This is a genomic window from Sphingomonas sp. M1A8_2b, assembly GCF_053345535.1.
Genome location: NZ_JBKFAH010000001.1, coordinates 1134764 through 1149039, shown reverse-complemented (window position 1 = coordinate 1149039; position 14276 = coordinate 1134764). Strand labels below are relative to the sequence as shown.

The 14276-nt window shown below is 66.1% G+C and carries 17 protein-coding genes; 15 read left to right on the top strand and 2 right to left on the bottom strand.

From position 1 onward, the window contains the following. Window positions 1–163 precede the first annotated feature (163 nt). From ACLBWL_RS05365 to ACLBWL_RS05330, 8 genes are all read left to right on the top strand, one after another. The gene (locus ACLBWL_RS05365; protein ID WP_447790890.1) at window positions 164–568 is read left to right on the top strand and encodes a hypothetical protein; all 405 of its coding nucleotides are present in this window, start codon (window positions 164–166) and stop codon (window positions 566–568) included. Next, complete coding sequence (locus tag ACLBWL_RS05360) at window positions 565–768, top strand: helix-turn-helix transcriptional regulator (protein WP_447790888.1); 204 nt, start codon at window positions 565–567, stop codon at window positions 766–768. Before ACLBWL_RS05365 ends, ACLBWL_RS05360 begins: the two co-directional genes overlap by 4 nt. Before the next feature lie 10 nt (window positions 769–778). After that, entirely contained in the window at window positions 779–1543 is a 765-nt protein-coding gene (locus ACLBWL_RS05355) for an alpha/beta fold hydrolase (protein ID WP_447790886.1), read from the top strand. Beyond that, complete coding sequence (locus ACLBWL_RS05350; protein WP_447790884.1) at window positions 1540–2346, top strand: hypothetical protein; 807 nt, start codon at window positions 1540–1542, stop codon at window positions 2344–2346. Before ACLBWL_RS05355 ends, ACLBWL_RS05350 begins: the two co-directional genes overlap by 4 nt. 195 nt (window positions 2347–2541) lie before the next feature. Beyond that, the gene (locus tag ACLBWL_RS05345; RefSeq protein WP_332746172.1) at window positions 2542–2958 is read left to right on the top strand and encodes a VOC family protein; all 417 of its coding nucleotides are present in this window, start codon (window positions 2542–2544) and stop codon (window positions 2956–2958) included. 7 nt (window positions 2959–2965) lie between these two features. After that, window positions 2966–3691 (top strand): hydroxyacylglutathione hydrolase, encoded by a 726-nt coding sequence (gloB, locus tag ACLBWL_RS05340; RefSeq protein ID WP_447790882.1) that lies wholly within the window; start codon window positions 2966–2968, stop codon window positions 3689–3691. A gap of 40 nt (window positions 3692–3731) precedes the next feature. After that, window positions 3732–4148: a hypothetical protein gene (locus tag ACLBWL_RS05335; RefSeq protein ID WP_447790880.1), complete on the top strand. Its 417-nt coding sequence runs from the start codon at window positions 3732–3734 to the stop codon at window positions 4146–4148. Next, window positions 4148–4501: a hypothetical protein gene (locus ACLBWL_RS05330; RefSeq protein WP_447790878.1), complete on the top strand. Its 354-nt coding sequence runs from the start codon at window positions 4148–4150 to the stop codon at window positions 4499–4501. Before ACLBWL_RS05335 ends, ACLBWL_RS05330 begins: the two co-directional genes overlap by 1 nt. A gap of 301 nt (window positions 4502–4802) precedes the next feature. Here the strand turns inward: ACLBWL_RS05330 and ACLBWL_RS05325 are convergent, their stop codons facing one another. After that, window positions 4803–5585 carry a crotonase/enoyl-CoA hydratase family protein gene (locus tag ACLBWL_RS05325; RefSeq protein WP_447790876.1) on the bottom strand — a complete coding sequence of 261 codons (783 nt, stop codon included), beginning with the start codon at window positions 5583–5585 and terminating at the stop codon, window positions 4803–4805. A gap of 94 nt (window positions 5586–5679) precedes the next feature. On the opposite strand from ACLBWL_RS05325, the gene ACLBWL_RS05320 reads away from it, so the two are divergent. Both ACLBWL_RS05320 and ACLBWL_RS05315 read left to right on the top strand, forming a co-directional pair. Next, a complete protein-coding gene (locus ACLBWL_RS05320; protein ID WP_132735829.1) occupies window positions 5680–6135 on the top strand; it encodes a PaaI family thioesterase in 456 nt (151 codons plus the stop codon). Then, entirely contained in the window at window positions 6132–6527 is a 396-nt protein-coding gene (locus tag ACLBWL_RS05315; protein ID WP_056065922.1) for a PaaI family thioesterase, read from the top strand. The genes ACLBWL_RS05320 and ACLBWL_RS05315 overlap by 4 nt, the downstream gene beginning before the upstream one ends. 120 nt (window positions 6528–6647) lie before the next feature. Here ACLBWL_RS05315 and ACLBWL_RS05310 read toward each other — a convergent pair whose 3' ends face one another. Continuing rightward, window positions 6648–7772: a PQQ-dependent sugar dehydrogenase gene (locus ACLBWL_RS05310; protein ID WP_447790873.1), complete on the bottom strand. Its 1125-nt coding sequence runs from the start codon at window positions 7770–7772 to the stop codon at window positions 6648–6650. Between the two features lie 178 nt (window positions 7773–7950). On the opposite strand from ACLBWL_RS05310, the gene rimP reads away from it, so the two are divergent. From rimP to infB, 5 genes are read left to right on the top strand one after another with little or no spacing between them, the layout of a single operon-like run. Further along, complete coding sequence (gene rimP / locus ACLBWL_RS05305) at window positions 7951–8541, top strand: ribosome maturation protein RimP (RefSeq protein WP_332795937.1); 591 nt, start codon at window positions 7951–7953, stop codon at window positions 8539–8541. After that, window positions 8541–10268: a transcription termination factor NusA gene (nusA, locus tag ACLBWL_RS05300; RefSeq protein ID WP_447790870.1), complete on the top strand. Its 1728-nt coding sequence runs from the start codon at window positions 8541–8543 to the stop codon at window positions 10266–10268. Before rimP ends, nusA begins: the two co-directional genes overlap by 1 nt. After that, a complete protein-coding gene (locus ACLBWL_RS05295) occupies window positions 10268–10507 on the top strand; it encodes a tautomerase family protein (RefSeq protein ID WP_447790868.1) in 240 nt (79 codons plus the stop codon). The genes nusA and ACLBWL_RS05295 overlap by 1 nt, the downstream gene beginning before the upstream one ends. Continuing rightward, on the top strand, window positions 10488–11342 hold the full coding sequence (locus tag ACLBWL_RS05290) for a DUF448 domain-containing protein (RefSeq protein ID WP_447790866.1): 855 nt from the start codon (window positions 10488–10490) through the stop codon (window positions 11340–11342). Before ACLBWL_RS05295 ends, ACLBWL_RS05290 begins: the two co-directional genes overlap by 20 nt. Continuing rightward, the gene (infB, locus tag ACLBWL_RS05285; protein ID WP_447790864.1) at window positions 11339–14179 is read left to right on the top strand and encodes a translation initiation factor IF-2; all 2841 of its coding nucleotides are present in this window, start codon (window positions 11339–11341) and stop codon (window positions 14177–14179) included. Before ACLBWL_RS05290 ends, infB begins: the two co-directional genes overlap by 4 nt. Window positions 14180–14276: the final 97 nt, after the last annotated feature.

The window sequence follows — 14276 nt, the reverse complement described above, 5'->3', positions numbered from 1 at the left end:
GGAGGGGGCGGTAAGGGATAACCTCGGCTCCGTGTCCTCCCCCTCCGTCACCTTCGGTGCCACCGCCCCCTGGCGGGGGGGATCGAGATGAGCTGTAAAGTGTCGTTGACTCCTGACACTACCAATGACAAGCTTCCTTTACCGATTCGAAAGGACGCTTTCCATGCTCACGAATCCCGCCATCCGCCGCTACAACCGCCGCGTCATGCTGCTCAGTCTCGTCTACGCAGCCTTGTTGTTCGCGACGATCCATCTGTTCGTGCATGGCACGGTGCACGGACCAATCGCCTATGTCGCGGCGCTGCTGCCGGCCCTGCCGCTGATCGGCACCTTCCTCGTGCTCGGCCGCTACATCGTCGAAGAGACCGACGAATATCTGCGCATGCTGATGATCCGGCAGTCGCTGGTCGCCAGTGGCTTCATGCTGAGCGTCATGACCGCATGGGGATTTCTCGAAGGCTTCGGACTGGTACCGCATATCCCCGCCTATTACGCGGCGGTGCTGTGGTTTGCCGGGTTGTGGATCGGATGGGGCTACAACATCGCCACGATGCGCCGCGGGGTATGAAGAACCGCCTCAAGATACTCCGTGCCGAGCGCAACTGGAGCCAGGGCGACCTGGCCGAGCGGCTCGACGTCTCGCGGCAGAGCGTCAATGCGATCGAGACGGGGCGCTATGACCCGTCGCTGCCGCTGGCGTTCAAGATCGCCGAACTGTTCGATCTCGCCATCGAAGACATCTTCACCAGCCCGTCGAAGACGGTCTAAAGCTGGCGGCATGACCGATATCGCTCCCGCCGCCGCCCCGTCTGCCGAGACGCCTCCCGCCAAGGAGCGCCCTCGCCTCGCCTATCATCACACGCCCGGGACAGGTCCGACTCTGGTATTCCTGTCGGGCTATGCCTCGGACATGACCGGGACCAAGGCGGTCACGCTCGAAGCCTGGGCGAAGTCCGAGGGGCGGGCGTTCCTGCGGTTCGATTATGGTGGGTGCGGGCAGAGCGAGGGGGCGTTCGAGGATCAGACACTGGTCGACTGGCGCGACGACGTGCTGGCGATGATCGATGCGCTCGCCGGCGAGTCATCGATTCTGGTCGGGTCGTCGATGGGCGGGTGGCTGATGCTGCTGGCAGCAAAGTTGCGCCCCGATCTGGTCAAGGGGCTGGTCGGGATCGCGCCGGCGCCCGACTTCACCGACTGGGGCTTTACCACCGACGAGAAGATGGCGCTGCTCAGCAACGGGCGGCTCGAGCGCAAGAACCCCTACGGCCCCGAACCGACGGTCTACACCCGCGCGTTCTGGTCGTCGGGCGAGGCGAACCGGCTGATGTTCGGCGAGATCGCGTTCGACGGCCCGGTCCGGCTGGTGCAGGGGCAGCGCGATCCGGACGTGCCGTGGCACCGCACTGCGCGCCTCGCCGAACTGTTGCGTTCAGCCGATGTGCAGACATGGCTGGTCAAGGACGGCGACCACCGCCTGTCGCGCGACAGCGACATCTCCCTCATCATCCGGGCGGTCGAGGATGTGATCGCCGCCTTATGATCTCGATTTTGCTCGCTCTCGCCGCCGCTCAGATCGCCGGCCAAGCCCCCGCCGGTCCGCTCGATATCCGGACGGATCGGTTGCAGCGTTGTATCGCGCTCGCGCAGACCGATCCGGCGGCGGCGCGGGCCGAGGCGGCACGGTGGCGGATCGCGGGCGGGCGCTTCGCGGCGCGCGAATGTGCCGGGCTCGCCTATGCGGCGGAGAAGGCGTGGCCGGCGGCGGCGGGCGAGTTCGAGGAGGCCGCGCGCGCAGCGCAACTTGCCAAGAACGCGGGCGCCGCGACCTATTGGGCGCAGGCGGGAAATGCGTGGCTGGCGGCGGCAGACCCGGCCAAGGCACGTGTGGCGCTCGATTCGGCGTTGACCGCGGGGACACTGACCGGCCTGCCGCTGGGCGAGGCGCAGCTCGATCATGCGCGCGCGCTGGTGGCGACGGGGGATCTGGAGTCGGCGCGCACCGACATCGATCTGGCGCTGACCAATGCCGCGGACGATCCGCTGGCGTGGCTGTTGTCGGCGACCTTGGCGCGGCGCGAGGGGAACCCGGCGCGGGCGAAGAAGGATATCGGCGAGGCGTTGCGGCGGTCGGCGGACGATGCTTCGGTGCAGCTGGAGGCGGGAAACATCGCCGCGCTGGCGGGCGACGAGGACGGCGCACGGGCGGCTTGGGGACAGGCGGCACGGCTGGCGCCGGATACGCCGGTGGGACGGAGTGCGGTTACGGCTTTGCGGCAGTTCGACGGGCAAAGTACGGCTCCTCGTCCTAGCGCTCCGAACAGCGGCGCTCCGATCGGCCGCTAGCGCCACCACCCCGGCGGAGGCCGGGGCCCAGTTTGAAAGGTGGTTGTAACGAAGCGCCGTCCTTAATTAGCAACGTCCCCCACCTGGGCCCCGGCCTTCGCCGGGGTGGTGGCTTTACGCCCTCCAGCAGTTGCAGCCCTTTCACGGCCCCGAGCCCGTCCCTATCTGCGGTTCCGAACAACCCTCGGAGCCAGCATGAAATATCTCCACACGATGATCCGCGTTACCGATCCGGCGAAGACCATCGCGTTCTTCGAACTGCTCGGGCTGAAGGAGGTCCGGCGGATGGAGAACGAGAAGGGGCGGTTTACGCTGATCTTCCTCTCGGCGCCCGGCGACGAGAGCGCAGAGGTCGAACTGACGCACAATTGGGATCCGGAAGAGTATGGCGAGGGACGCAATTTCGGCCATCTCGCCTATCGCGTCGACAATATCTACGACACCTGCCAGCGGCTGATGGACTCGGGCGTGACGATCAACCGGCCGCCGCGCGACGGGCACATGGCGTTCGTGCGGACGCCCGACAACATCTCGATCGAGCTGTTGCAGGCCGACGGCGCGCTTGATCCCGCCGAGCCCTGGGCGTCGATGCCGAACACCGGCAAGTGGTGACGCACTGATGCTCGATATCGTCCGCGTGCCGGTCCTTTCCGACAATTACGCCTGGCTGATCCACGACACCGTCTCGGGCGAGACGGTGGTGGTCGATCCGGGCGAGGCCGCGCCGGTGATGGCGGCCGCGAAGATGCGCGACTGGCGGATCGACCGGGTGTGGACGACGCACTGGCATCCCGACCACACCGGCGGGAATGCCGAGATGAAGGCCTATGGCGCGACGGTCGTCGGCCCGGCGGCGGAGGCGGACAAGATCCCGACGCTCGACGAACAGGTTGGCGAGGGCGATGTCGTGCGGATCGGCGATCATGCGGCGACCGTGATGACCGTGCCCGGCCACACGCAGGGGCATATCGCGTTCCACTTCGCCAACGACGCGGCAATCTTCACCGGCGACACGTTGTTCGCGATGGGGTGTGGGCGGCTGTTCGAGGGCACGCCGGCGGACATGTTCGCGAACATGCAGCGGTACGCGGTGCTGTCGGACGAGACCGAGGTGTTCTGCGGGCATGAATATACGCAGAGCAACGGACGCTATGCGCTGGTTGCCGAGCCGGACAATGCCGACATCGTCGCGCGTATGGTCGAGGTTGATGCGGCGCGCGCGAAGGGTGAGCCTACCGTGCCGACGACGATCGGGCGCGAGCGGGCGACCAACCCGTTCCTGCGGGCGACGTCGGTCGAGCAGCTTGCGGGCTATCGTGCGGCCAAGGATGCGTTTCGCGGATAAAGGGCGCATGAGGGTGGAGGGGATTTTGAGGAGCGTTTCGATGCGTATGCGGACTCTGCCACTCTTGATGCTCCCGGCTGTATTGCTGGGCGCGTGTACGCCGACCCAGGCGGAGGTCGAGCGCGCGCAGGTCCGCGACTCCGACATGCAGGCAAAGCTGGCGAAGGAACTCGCCGGGCTCGTGCCGGGCAAACCCGAGACGTGTATCAGCCAATTCCCACAGAAGCAGAGCTCGGGATACGGCGCGACGATCCTGTACCGGGTGAACAGCGGGCTGGTCTATCGCAGCGATACCGTCGGCGGGTGCGAGGGGATTGCCCGGGGGGATATCCTTGTGACTCGGACGCCGAGCGGGCAGTTGTGCCGCGGCGACATTGCGCAGACCTTCGACCAGGTATCGCGGTTCCCGACCGGCAGTTGCAGCTTCGGCGACTTCATTCCGTATCGGAAGCCGTGATGCGCGTCGCGGCTATTGCGGCGCTGGGTTTGACGCTGGTGGCGGGAAAATCCGATCCGCTGGCGGACCGGGTGGCGGGCAAGCCGGTGCGGTGCATCGACATCCAGCAGAGCGGTGGGCCGCAAATCGTCGACTCGCAGACGATCCTGTACCGGCAGTCGGGCAAGCGGATCTGGAAGACCGGCCCGGTCGGGGAGTGCCCTTCGCTGAGGCCTTTAGATACGCTGATCGTCGATGTTTACGGTGGGCAACTGTGTCGGAACGATCGGTTCCGGACGGTATCGGCGGGTATGTCGATCCCGTCGGGATATTGCCGGTTTCGGGATTTCACGCCGTATGACAAGATGAAATAGGGGGCTCGTTCCACCTCAATGTGCCCCCCGTTTGGTGTCCCCCCCCCGGCGGAGGCCGGGGCCCAATTGGGAGACGGTGCTGACGGAGGACGGCGCTCCGTTACATTGGCCTTGCCAATTGGGCCCCGGCCTTCGCCGGGGTGGTGGGTAGTGGGGTGGCGTCTCTCGATTATCGTCCCTTGCCCGTCATCCTGACGAAAGTCAGGCCCCAGGATTACTGAGGACGGCACGTGGTACTCTGGGTCCTGACGTTCGTCAGGATGACGGATACGGGTTACTCTCGTGCGGACGACGGGAGAGCTCAGTCCTCGAACACCGCGGCCCGCTTCTCCATATTGGCCCGAACCTGTTCGATCTGGTTGGGGGTACGGATGACCTTCAGTTGCTCTTCCGTCTCGGCGAGCAGAATCGCGGCGACATCAGCATCCGTCGCGAAATTATAGAGTCGCTTCGTGCCCTGAATCGCGTGGGGGTTCCGCGCCGCGATCTCGCGCGCGAGCATCATCGCCTCGCCGAGCGGGTCTTCGGACAGGCGCGTGATGAAGCCGTGCCGCAACGCCTCCGCGCCATCGAACTCGCGCGCGGTGTAGGTCAGTTCGCGGAGTACGTCGTCGCGCGCGAGTGTTCGCCAGAGCGCGATGCCGGCCATGTCGGGGACCAGGCCCCAGTAGCTTTCGCGGATCGCGAAGCGGGCTTGCGGATGCGCGATGCGGATGTCCGCGCCCGACATGATCTGAAAGCCGCCGCCGAACGCGACGCCGTGGACCGCGGCGATCACCGGCATCGGCAAGGTGCGCCAGCCCCAGGCGACCTGCTGGACGAGGTTGGCGCCCTCGTCGGTCCGGTCGCCGAGCGACAACCCCGAGCCGCCGCTCGCCATCGAGGCCATGTCGAGGCCGGCGCAGAACGCCTTGCCCTCGCCAGACAGGACGACGCAGCGGACGTCCGTCATCCCCTTGAGCCGATCGATAGCGGCGGCGATGCCCTCGAACATCGCGGGGTCGATCGCGTTCATCTTGTCGGCGCGCGCTAGGCGGACGTCGGCGATGCCGTCCGTGACGGTGATGGTAACCCGGTCGTTCATAGTGGCGATCCTCTCGATCTTTGCCGGAACGCTAAACGCCCCTGCCCTCCCCCGCAATGTTGCGCGCGCTCACACGGCGTGTAGAGGCTCGGACATGGCTGGTTTTGATCCACAATGGTTTGCGACGCGCGGGTTCGGCGGGCACGGCGCCGCGCTGGGGATGCGCTATCACGCGCATGGCGACGACTGGGCGGAGCTTGCGCTGCCTTATGACGAACGGCTGATCGGCGATCCGGCGAGCGGCGTGATCGCGTCGGGGCCGATCATCACGATGATGGACATGGCGACGAGTCTGGCGATCTGGATCAAGCGGAATGCGTTCGTGCCGCATGCGACGCTCGACCTGCGGGTGGATTATCTGCGGCCGGCGACGCCGGGAAAGACGGTGATCGGGCGCGGCGAATGCTACCGGATCACGCGCTCGATCGCGTTCGTGCGGGGGCAGGCGCATGACGGCGATCCGAGCGATCCGCTGGCGCATGTCGCGGGGACGTTCATGGTGGTGGGCGACGTCGCCGGCATGGGTCTCAACAGAAGGATCGAGGCATGACGATCGGCTTGCCGCCCTATGCGGAGATCCTTCGCGTGTCGGTCGAGGCCGAGGACGGCGCGCCACCGGTGCTGCTTATGCCGTTTGCGGACGACGTGCTGGGACGGCCGGGGTTTTTGCATGGGGGTGCAATCTCGGGGTTGCTGGAGATGGCGGCAATTGCGGCCTTGCAGCATGCATTGGAGGCGGAAGGTGGCGCCGACGCGCGGATCAAGCCGGTGAATGTTACCGTCGATTTCATGCGGGGTGGTCGGGATAAGCCGACGCGGGCGGCAGGGGTGGTGACTCGGTTGGGAAACCGGGTGGCTAATGTCGAGGCGACCGCTTGGCAGGACGAGCGGGAGAAGCCGATCGCCGCGGCGCGGATGAACTACCTGATCGTGCGGGACTGATCTCTGCTCCCCTCCCGCTTGCGGGAGGGGTCGGGGGAGGGGCGCCCCTCACAGACCGGACGCCAGTACGTACGTCGCACCCTCCCCTAACCCCTCCCGCAAGCGGGAGGGGAATTTGGGTTACTTTGCGGTCAGTTTTATCAGGCGACCTTGGGAGTCGCCGCCGTCTTCCAGGAGCCAGATCGCGCCGTCGGGGCCTTGTTCGACTTCGCGGATTCTCGCGCCCATGTCCCATTGGTCACCCTTCGCCGCGTTCGTGCCGGTTAGGTGCACGCGGACCAGCGACTTCGACGACAACCCGCCGATGAACGCATCGCCCTTCCACTGTGGGAACATGCTGCCCGAATAGATCATCAACCCGCCGGGCGAGATCACCGGATTCCAGAACACTTTGGGCGGCTCGTAGCCGTCACCGGGCTTGTGATCGGGGATGTCGGTGCCGTCGTAGTTGCTGCCGTTCGAGGCGTTGGGCCAGCCATAGTTCAGGCCGGGCTTGATCAAATTGACCTCGTCGCCGCCCTTGGGGCCCATCTCCTGCTCCCAGAGATTGCCCTGCGCGTCGAACGCGATGCCGAGCAGGTTGCGATGGCCGTAAGACCAGATCTCGGGTGCGAAGCCCTTCGAGACCAGCGGGTTGCCGGGGGCGGGTTTGCCGTCGAGGGTAAGACGCAAAACCTTGCCGAGCGTCATCTTCGGGTCCTGCGCGGGGGTGAACTTCTGGCGCTCGCCATTGGTGAAGAACAGATATTTGCCGTCGGGCGAGAAGGCGATGCGGCCGGAGTAATGGCCGTTGCCCTCTACGAAGGGCCGCGCGCTGAAGATCACTTCGATCTCGCCGAGACGCTCGCCGCCGCCACCGTTCGGGCGCAGGCGACCACGCGCGAGGACGACGCCCTTGCCGCCCTCGCCTGCGGTCGAATAGCTGAAATACACGCGGTTGCTGGTCGCAAAATCGGGGGCAAGGACGACGTCCATCAAGCCGCCCTGCCCTGCCGAATCGACGGTGATCGTCGCGACCGTCTGGCGTGATTTGCCATCGGCGGAGACTAGCAGCATCTCGCCCTTCTTTTCCGTCACCAGCATGCGCTTGTCGGGCAGGACCGTCATTGCCCAGGGCGAATCGAAATCGGCGACCACCGTCTCCTTGAACGGCTTCCCCGCCGCGGCCGGTTGCGCGGAACAGGCGGTCGAGGCGAGTAGCGTGGTTGTCAGCAACCCAGTGGCGAACAGCGTTTTGCGAATCATGATCTTCTCCCGGAAATCCCTGCGCTAACGCAGCGTACTAAACGAAGGTTGCTCCCGCTTGCGGAGCAGCGCCACCCCGCGTATAGAGGCACCACTTCTCTACATCGCCAGATGAAGAGGCTGCGGGGCTTGCTCCGCGGCGGCAATCACCTGTGCTTTGGCCCTGTTTGGAATTTCGATGGCGAATATCGCCCTGCTGACCGACCTGATCGAACCCGAGGCGACCGCGCTCGGCCTCAGCCTCGTGCGCGTGCGCATGCAGGGCGGCAAGTCCGATCCGACGTTGCAGGTGATGGCCGAGCGCCCCGACACGCGCCAGTTGCTGATCGACGACTGCGCCGAGCTGTCGCGCCGCATCTCGGACAAGTTCGATGCGCTCGAGGCCGAGGGCAAGGATCCGGTCGGCGAGGACGCGTACCGTCTCGAAGTGTCGAGCCCCGGTATCGATCGCCCGCTGACCCGGTTGCAGGACTTTGCCGACTGGGAAGGCCAGGAGGCGCGTATCCGCCTCGTCGAGCCGTTCGAGGATCGCAAACAAATCTCGGGCAATCTGATGGGCGTCGAGGGGACCAAGATCACCGTCGACGTCAACAAGCACAAGATCATGACGATCGACTTTTCGCAGGTCGCCGACGCCAAGCTCGTCATGACCGACCGACTCATCGCCGCGACCGCGCCGCTTTCCACCGAAGGCGCGGACGAAGTTTTCTATCAAGACGTGGCCGAGCCTGATGCTCAGGGCACCGAGACCGAAGAAGGACAGCATTGATGGCCACGGCAGTCACCGCAAACCGCGCGGAACTGATCGCGATCGCGAATTCGGTCGCGTCGGAGAAGATGATCGACAAGGCGATCGTAATCGAGGCGATGGAGGACGCGATCCAGCGTGCCGCCCGCTCACGCTACGGCGCCGAGAACGACATCCGCGCCAAGCTCGATCCGAACACCGGCGATCTGCGCTTGTGGCGCGTCGTCGAAGTGGTCGAGGCGGTCGACGATTATTTCAAGCAGGTCGACGTCAAGGGCGCGCAGAAGCTGCAGCCCGGCGCGGTGATCGGCGACTATATCGTCGATCCGCTGCCGCCGATCGAGTTCGGCCGCATCGCCGCACAGGCCGCCAAGCAGGTCATCTTCCAGAAGGTCCGCGACGCCGAGCGCGAGCGCCAGTTCGAAGAGTATAAGGACCGCGCGGGCGAGATCATCACCGGCGTCGTCAAGCGCGTCGAGTTCGGCCATGTCGTCGTCGACCTGGGCCGCGCAGAAGGCGTCATCCGCCGCGACGCGCAGATCCCGCGCGAAGTGGTGCGCGTCAACGACCGCATCCGTTCGCTGATCCTGAACGTCCGCCGCGAGAACCGCGGGCCGCAGATTTTCCTCAGCCGCGCGCATCCCGACTTCATGAAGAAGCTGTTCGCGCAGGAAGTACCCGAGATCTACGACGGCATCATCGAGATCAAGGCCGCGGCCCGCGATCCCGGTTCGCGCGCGAAGATCGGCGTCATCTCGCATGACTCGTCGATCGATCCAGTCGGCGCGTGCGTCGGCATGAAGGGCTCGCGAGTCCAGGCCGTCGTGCAGGAAATGCAGGGCGAGAAGATCGACATCATCCCCTGGTCGCCCGACATCGCGACCTTCGTCGTCAATGCGTTGCAGCCGGCTTCGGTCAGCCGCGTCGTGATCGACGAGGAAGAAGAGCGTATCGAGGTGGTCGTTCCCGATGACCAGCTTTCGCTGGCGATCGGCCGTCGTGGCCAGAACGTGCGGCTTGCATCGCAGCTCACCGGCAAGGCGATCGACATCCTCACCGAAGCCGATGCGTCGGAGAAGCGCCAGAAGGACTTCGTCGAGCGTTCGGCGATGTTCGAGAAGGAGCTCGATGTCGACGAGACGCTCGCGCAGCTGCTGGTCGCCGAAGGGTTCACCAACCTCGAAGAGGTCGCCTATGTCGAGGTCGAGGAGATCGCCGGCATCGAGGGCTTCGACGAGGATCTGGCGGGCGAATTGCAGAACCGCGCGACCGAGGCCTTGGAGCGTCGCGACGCGGCGAGCCGCGAGGAGCGTACCGCGCTCGGCGTCGAGGACGCGCTGGCCGGCATGCCGTATCTGACCGAGGCGATGCTGGTCACGCTCGGCAAGGCGGGCATCAAGACGCTCGACGATCTCGCCGATCTGGCGACCGACGAGCTGGTCGAGAAGAAGCGCGTCGAGCCGCGTCGTCGCAACGAGGACGCGCCGAAGCGGCCTGAGCCTAAGGGCGGGATTCTCGCGGAATATGGCCTTAGCGACGAGCAGGGCAACGAGATCATCATGGCCGCGCGCGCGCACTGGTTCGAGGACGAGGCTCCCGAGGCTTCGGCTGACGAAGTCGAAGCGGACGAGACTCCGGTGGAAGAGGCTTCGGCTGATGACGCTTCGGTCGAGGACGCTGCGGATGACGCCTCGGCTGAAGACGCTGCGGACAAGACCGACTCGAAGAGCGAGGGCGACAAGGCCTGATGCCCTTCGTCAGCATCCGCATCTCGGGGTCCGCCACCAAGGACCAGAAAGCCGGCATCGTCGCCGACGTCACCCAGTCGCTCGTGCAGCGGCTGGGAAAGAACCCGGCTGCGGTGCAGATCGTGATCGAAGAGGTCTCGACCGAGAATTATGGCGCGGGCGGCCAGTTGCTGGTCGACCGCGACGCCGCGAAAGTAACTCCGGCGCAGGAGGACGCACATGCGGAACCCTCCCGATGACACTGCGCCGCTAAACTCCCCTCCCGCTCGCGGGAGGGGTCGGGGGAGGGCAGTCACGGCTGCCGCCCCTGCGGATAGCCCCTCCCCTGACCCCTCCCGCGAGCGGGAGGGGAATGAGCCAGTGCGCAAGTGCATCCTCTCAGGTGAACGCGACGTGCGGCCGCACCTCGTGCGACTCGCGCTGTCGCCCGATGGCCAAATCCTTCCCGACGTGCGTGCCAAGGCCCCCGGCCGCGGCGCTTGGATCGGTGTCACGCGAATCGAGCTCGAAGCCGCGATCAAGAAGGGCAAGCTCAAGGGCGCTCTTTCCCGCGCGTTCAAGACCGGCGAGTTCACCATCGATCCCGAGCTTCCAGCCAAGATCGAAGCCGCGCTGGAGCGTAACGCGCTCGACCGGCTGGGGCTCGAATCGCGGTCCGGTACGGTGCTGATCGGCTCCGACCGGATCGAGCAAAACGCACGTCAGGGGAAGCTGAAGACGCTCTATCATGCGTCGGATGCTGCCGAGGACGGCAACCGCAAGCTCGACCAGGCCTGGCGCATCGGCAACGATGAAGAAGGCTCGGGTTTGCGGGGGTTGGCACTCCCTGTGTCGCGCACCATATTGGCGTTGGCGCTGGGACGGGAAAATGTGGTACACATCGGCCTGACAGACCGCGCTGCAGCAAAGCGGGTGAGCGAAGCGCTCGACCGTTGGCTGCATTTTATCGGCCCCGAACCTTCTTCCGTGTCTTGCGAAACGGCCTCGCAGGGCGCATCGGCGTCACAAAATATAGGGGCGTCCGGATCGACCGGACAACGCCCGGCCGTGGACATGACTGAGGAATTTGAGTGAGCGACACGGACAACGAGAAGCCGAAACTTGGCATGCGCGCGCCTTTGGGTGTGAAGCGCACGGTCGAGACCGGCCAGGTGAAGCAGAGCTTCAGCCACGGCCGATCGAATACGGTGATCGTGGAAACTAAGCGCGCGCGCGTCCTGCGCCGTCCGGGCGAGCCCGACGTGCAGGTCGCGGATGCCGCACCGGTTGCCGCGCCCGCCCCGGCGGCTGCCCCCGCAGCCCCGGCACCGCAGGCGCGCGCGCCGCAGCCTGCGCCCGCCCCCGTGCGTCAGCAGCAGAGCAATCTGTCGCCGCAGGAGCGCCAGGCCAAGCTGCTCCGCGAGGCCGAAGAGCAGCGCATGAACACGCTGGAAGAAGGGCGTCGTCGCCAGGAAGCCGAACGCGCCAAGGCGATCGAAGACGAGCGTAACCGCGTCGCCGAGCGTGCGCGTGCCGAGGCGGAAGCCAAGGCGCCGAAGCCGGTCGAGGCGCCTGCGCCCGCTCCCGCCCCTGTGGTCGAAGCGACTCCCGCTCCGGTCGCGGCACCGACGCCAGCGCCTGCGCCGGCTCCGGTCGAAGCTCCCGTTGCTGCGGCGCCTGCCCCGGCTCCGGTTGCTGCACCAAAGCCTGCGCCCGCGCCGGTCGTGGCGGCTCCGGCTCCCAAGCCTGCGCCGGCCCCTGTCGCTCCGCCGGCACCGCCGCCCGTCATCGAACTGACCCGCGATCCGGCGTTCCCGGCGCCGCGTCGGTTCTCGCCGGTGGCGCGTCCAGAGCGTCCTCCGCCGCCGCCAAAGCCTGTTGCAGCTCCCGCTGCCGCAGCGCCGACCACGGCTGCGAATGCCGGCACGACCGCGGCGCGCCCGGGCGCGACCGGCGTCAATGCTCCGGCTGGTGGCGTCCGTCGCGACGCAGTGCCTGCACGTCCGCAACAGCGCGACCGCAAGGGTGACGATCGTCGCACCTCGGGCAAGCTCACCGTCAACCGCGCGCTCGGCGATGGGGATGGTGCACGCGCTCGCTCGCTCGCCGCACTGAAGCGTGCGCGTGAGAAGGAGCGTCGTGGCACCGGTGGTCCGCGCGAGGCGCAGGCCAAGCAGATCCGCGACGTCGTCGTCCCAGAGGCGATCACGGTGCAGGAACTCGCCAACCGCATGGCCGAGAAGGGTGCCGACCTCGTCAAGGCGCTGTTCAAGATGGGCATGCCCGTCACGATGACGCAGACGATCGACCAGGATACCGCCGAGTTGCTCGTCACCGAGTTCGGCCACAACCTGACGCGCGTCAGCGATGTCGACCAGGATCTGGCCAACGACACGATCGACGATGCTGAGGAGACGCTGAAGCCACGCGCGCCGGTCGTCACGATCATGGGTCACGTCGATCACGGCAAGACGTCGCTGCTCGATGCCCTGCGCGGCACCGACGTGGTGCGCGGCGAGGCGGGTGGCATCACCCAGCATATCGGCGCCTACCAGGTCACGCTGAAGGACAAGTCGAAGATCACCTTCCTCGACACCCCGGGCCACGAAGCGTTCACGCAGATGCGTGCGCGTGGCGCGGACGTCACCGACATCGTCATCCTGGTGGTGGCGGCGGACGACGGCCTGATGCCGCAGACGGTGGAGGCGATCGCCCACACCAAGGCGGCGGGCGTGCCGATGATCGTCGCGATCAACAAGATCGACAAGGAAGGCGCCAATGCCCAGAAGGTGCGCGAGCGCCTGCTGAGCGAGGAGATCGTGGTCGAGGACATGGGCGGCGACGTCCAGGACGTCGAAGTCTCCGCGACCAAGAAGATCGGTCTCGATGCGTTGATCGAGAAGATCCAGCTCCAGGCCGAACTGCTCGAACTGCGCGCCAATCCGGATCGCGCCGCCGAGGGTACGGTGATCGAAGCCAAGCTCGACAAGGGCCGTGGCCCGGTCGCGACGATCCTCGTCAACCGCGGTACGCTGCGGGTCGGCGACATTTTCGTGGTCGGCGGCGAGAGCGGCAAGGTCCGTGCGCTGGTCGACGACAAGGGCAAGCAGATCAAGGAAGCGGGTCCGGCGATGCCGGTCGAGGTCCTCGGTCTGTCGGGTGTTCCGCAGGCGGGCGATCCGTTCCAGGTGGTCGAGAACGAGGCACGGGCCCGCGAAGTCGCGGAATATCGTCGCAGCGTGAAGACCGACAAGCGGACCGCCTCGGTTCCTGCCAGCCTCGAGAGCATGTTCTCGGCGCTGAAGGAAAAGCAGGCGATCGAATATCCGCTGGTCGTGAAGGCGGATACGCAGGGCACGGTCGAGGCGATCGTCGGGGCGATCAACAAGATCTCCACCGACCTGATCAAGGCGCGCGTGCTGAGCTCGGGCGTTGGTGGCATCACCGAATCGGACGTCACCCTGGCGGCCGCTTCGGGGGCACCGATCATCGGCTTCAACGTTCGTCCGAACGCCAAGGCACGCGAGATCGCGGAGCGCCAGAAGGTCGCGTTCAAGTACTACGATGTCATCTACGACCTGATCGACGAGATCCGGGCAGGGATGGCAGGCGAGCTTGGGCCGGAAGCGTTCGAGACGGTCGTCGGTCGTGCCGATATTCGCGAGGTCTTCTCGGCGGGCAAGCACGGCAAGGCGGCAGGTCTGCTCGTCACCGAGGGCAACATCCGCAAGGCGCTCAAGGCGCGTATCACGCGCAACGACGTCATCATCTACCAGGGCGAAATCGCATCGCTGCGTCGCTTCAAGGATGATGTCGCCGAGGTCCGTGCGGGGCTCGAGTGCGGCGTGACGTTCACGTCGAACTTCGTCGACATCAAGGCGGGCGACGTCCTCGAGACGTTCGAAGTCGAGATGCGCGAACGTACGCTTTGATGCGCTAGAGCCCTCTCCCCTGCGGGGAGAGGGTTGGGTGAGGGGCTGTTCTAGGCGTTTGCGCTTGTGGCCGCCCCTCACCCCCACCCTCTCCCCG

What these genes read in the sequence shown, in the direction of transcription:
- ACLBWL_RS05325 (WP_447790876.1), bottom strand. Translation starts at nt 5,585, where the DNA reads ATGAACGACCGGGTTACCATCACCGTCACGGACGGCATCGCCGACGTC.
- ACLBWL_RS05290 (WP_447790866.1), top strand. Translation starts at nt 10,488, where the DNA reads ATGCGGAACCCTCCCGATGACACTGCGCCGCTAAACTCCCCTCCCGCT.
- ACLBWL_RS05360 (WP_447790888.1), top strand. Translation starts at nt 565, where the DNA reads ATGAAGAACCGCCTCAAGATACTCCGTGCCGAGCGCAACTGGAGCCAG.
- ACLBWL_RS05345 (WP_332746172.1), top strand. Translation starts at nt 2,542, where the DNA reads ATGAAATATCTCCACACGATGATCCGCGTTACCGATCCGGCGAAGACC.
- ACLBWL_RS05355 (WP_447790886.1), top strand. Translation starts at nt 779, where the DNA reads ATGACCGATATCGCTCCCGCCGCCGCCCCGTCTGCCGAGACGCCTCCC.
- ACLBWL_RS05330 (WP_447790878.1), top strand. Translation starts at nt 4,148, where the DNA reads ATGCGCGTCGCGGCTATTGCGGCGCTGGGTTTGACGCTGGTGGCGGGA.
- ACLBWL_RS05320 (WP_132735829.1), top strand. Translation starts at nt 5,680, where the DNA reads ATGGCTGGTTTTGATCCACAATGGTTTGCGACGCGCGGGTTCGGCGGG.
- gloB (WP_447790882.1), top strand. Translation starts at nt 2,966, where the DNA reads ATGCTCGATATCGTCCGCGTGCCGGTCCTTTCCGACAATTACGCCTGG.
- ACLBWL_RS05335 (WP_447790880.1), top strand. Translation starts at nt 3,732, where the DNA reads ATGCGTATGCGGACTCTGCCACTCTTGATGCTCCCGGCTGTATTGCTG.
- ACLBWL_RS05295 (WP_447790868.1), top strand. Translation starts at nt 10,268, where the DNA reads ATGCCCTTCGTCAGCATCCGCATCTCGGGGTCCGCCACCAAGGACCAG.
- ACLBWL_RS05365 (WP_447790890.1), top strand. Translation starts at nt 164, where the DNA reads ATGCTCACGAATCCCGCCATCCGCCGCTACAACCGCCGCGTCATGCTG.
- nusA (WP_447790870.1), top strand. Translation starts at nt 8,541, where the DNA reads ATGGCCACGGCAGTCACCGCAAACCGCGCGGAACTGATCGCGATCGCG.
- ACLBWL_RS05315 (WP_056065922.1), top strand. Translation starts at nt 6,132, where the DNA reads ATGACGATCGGCTTGCCGCCCTATGCGGAGATCCTTCGCGTGTCGGTC.
- rimP (WP_332795937.1), top strand. Translation starts at nt 7,951, where the DNA reads ATGGCGAATATCGCCCTGCTGACCGACCTGATCGAACCCGAGGCGACC.
- ACLBWL_RS05310 (WP_447790873.1), bottom strand. Translation starts at nt 7,772, where the DNA reads ATGATTCGCAAAACGCTGTTCGCCACTGGGTTGCTGACAACCACGCTA.
- ACLBWL_RS05350 (WP_447790884.1), top strand. Translation starts at nt 1,540, where the DNA reads ATGATCTCGATTTTGCTCGCTCTCGCCGCCGCTCAGATCGCCGGCCAA.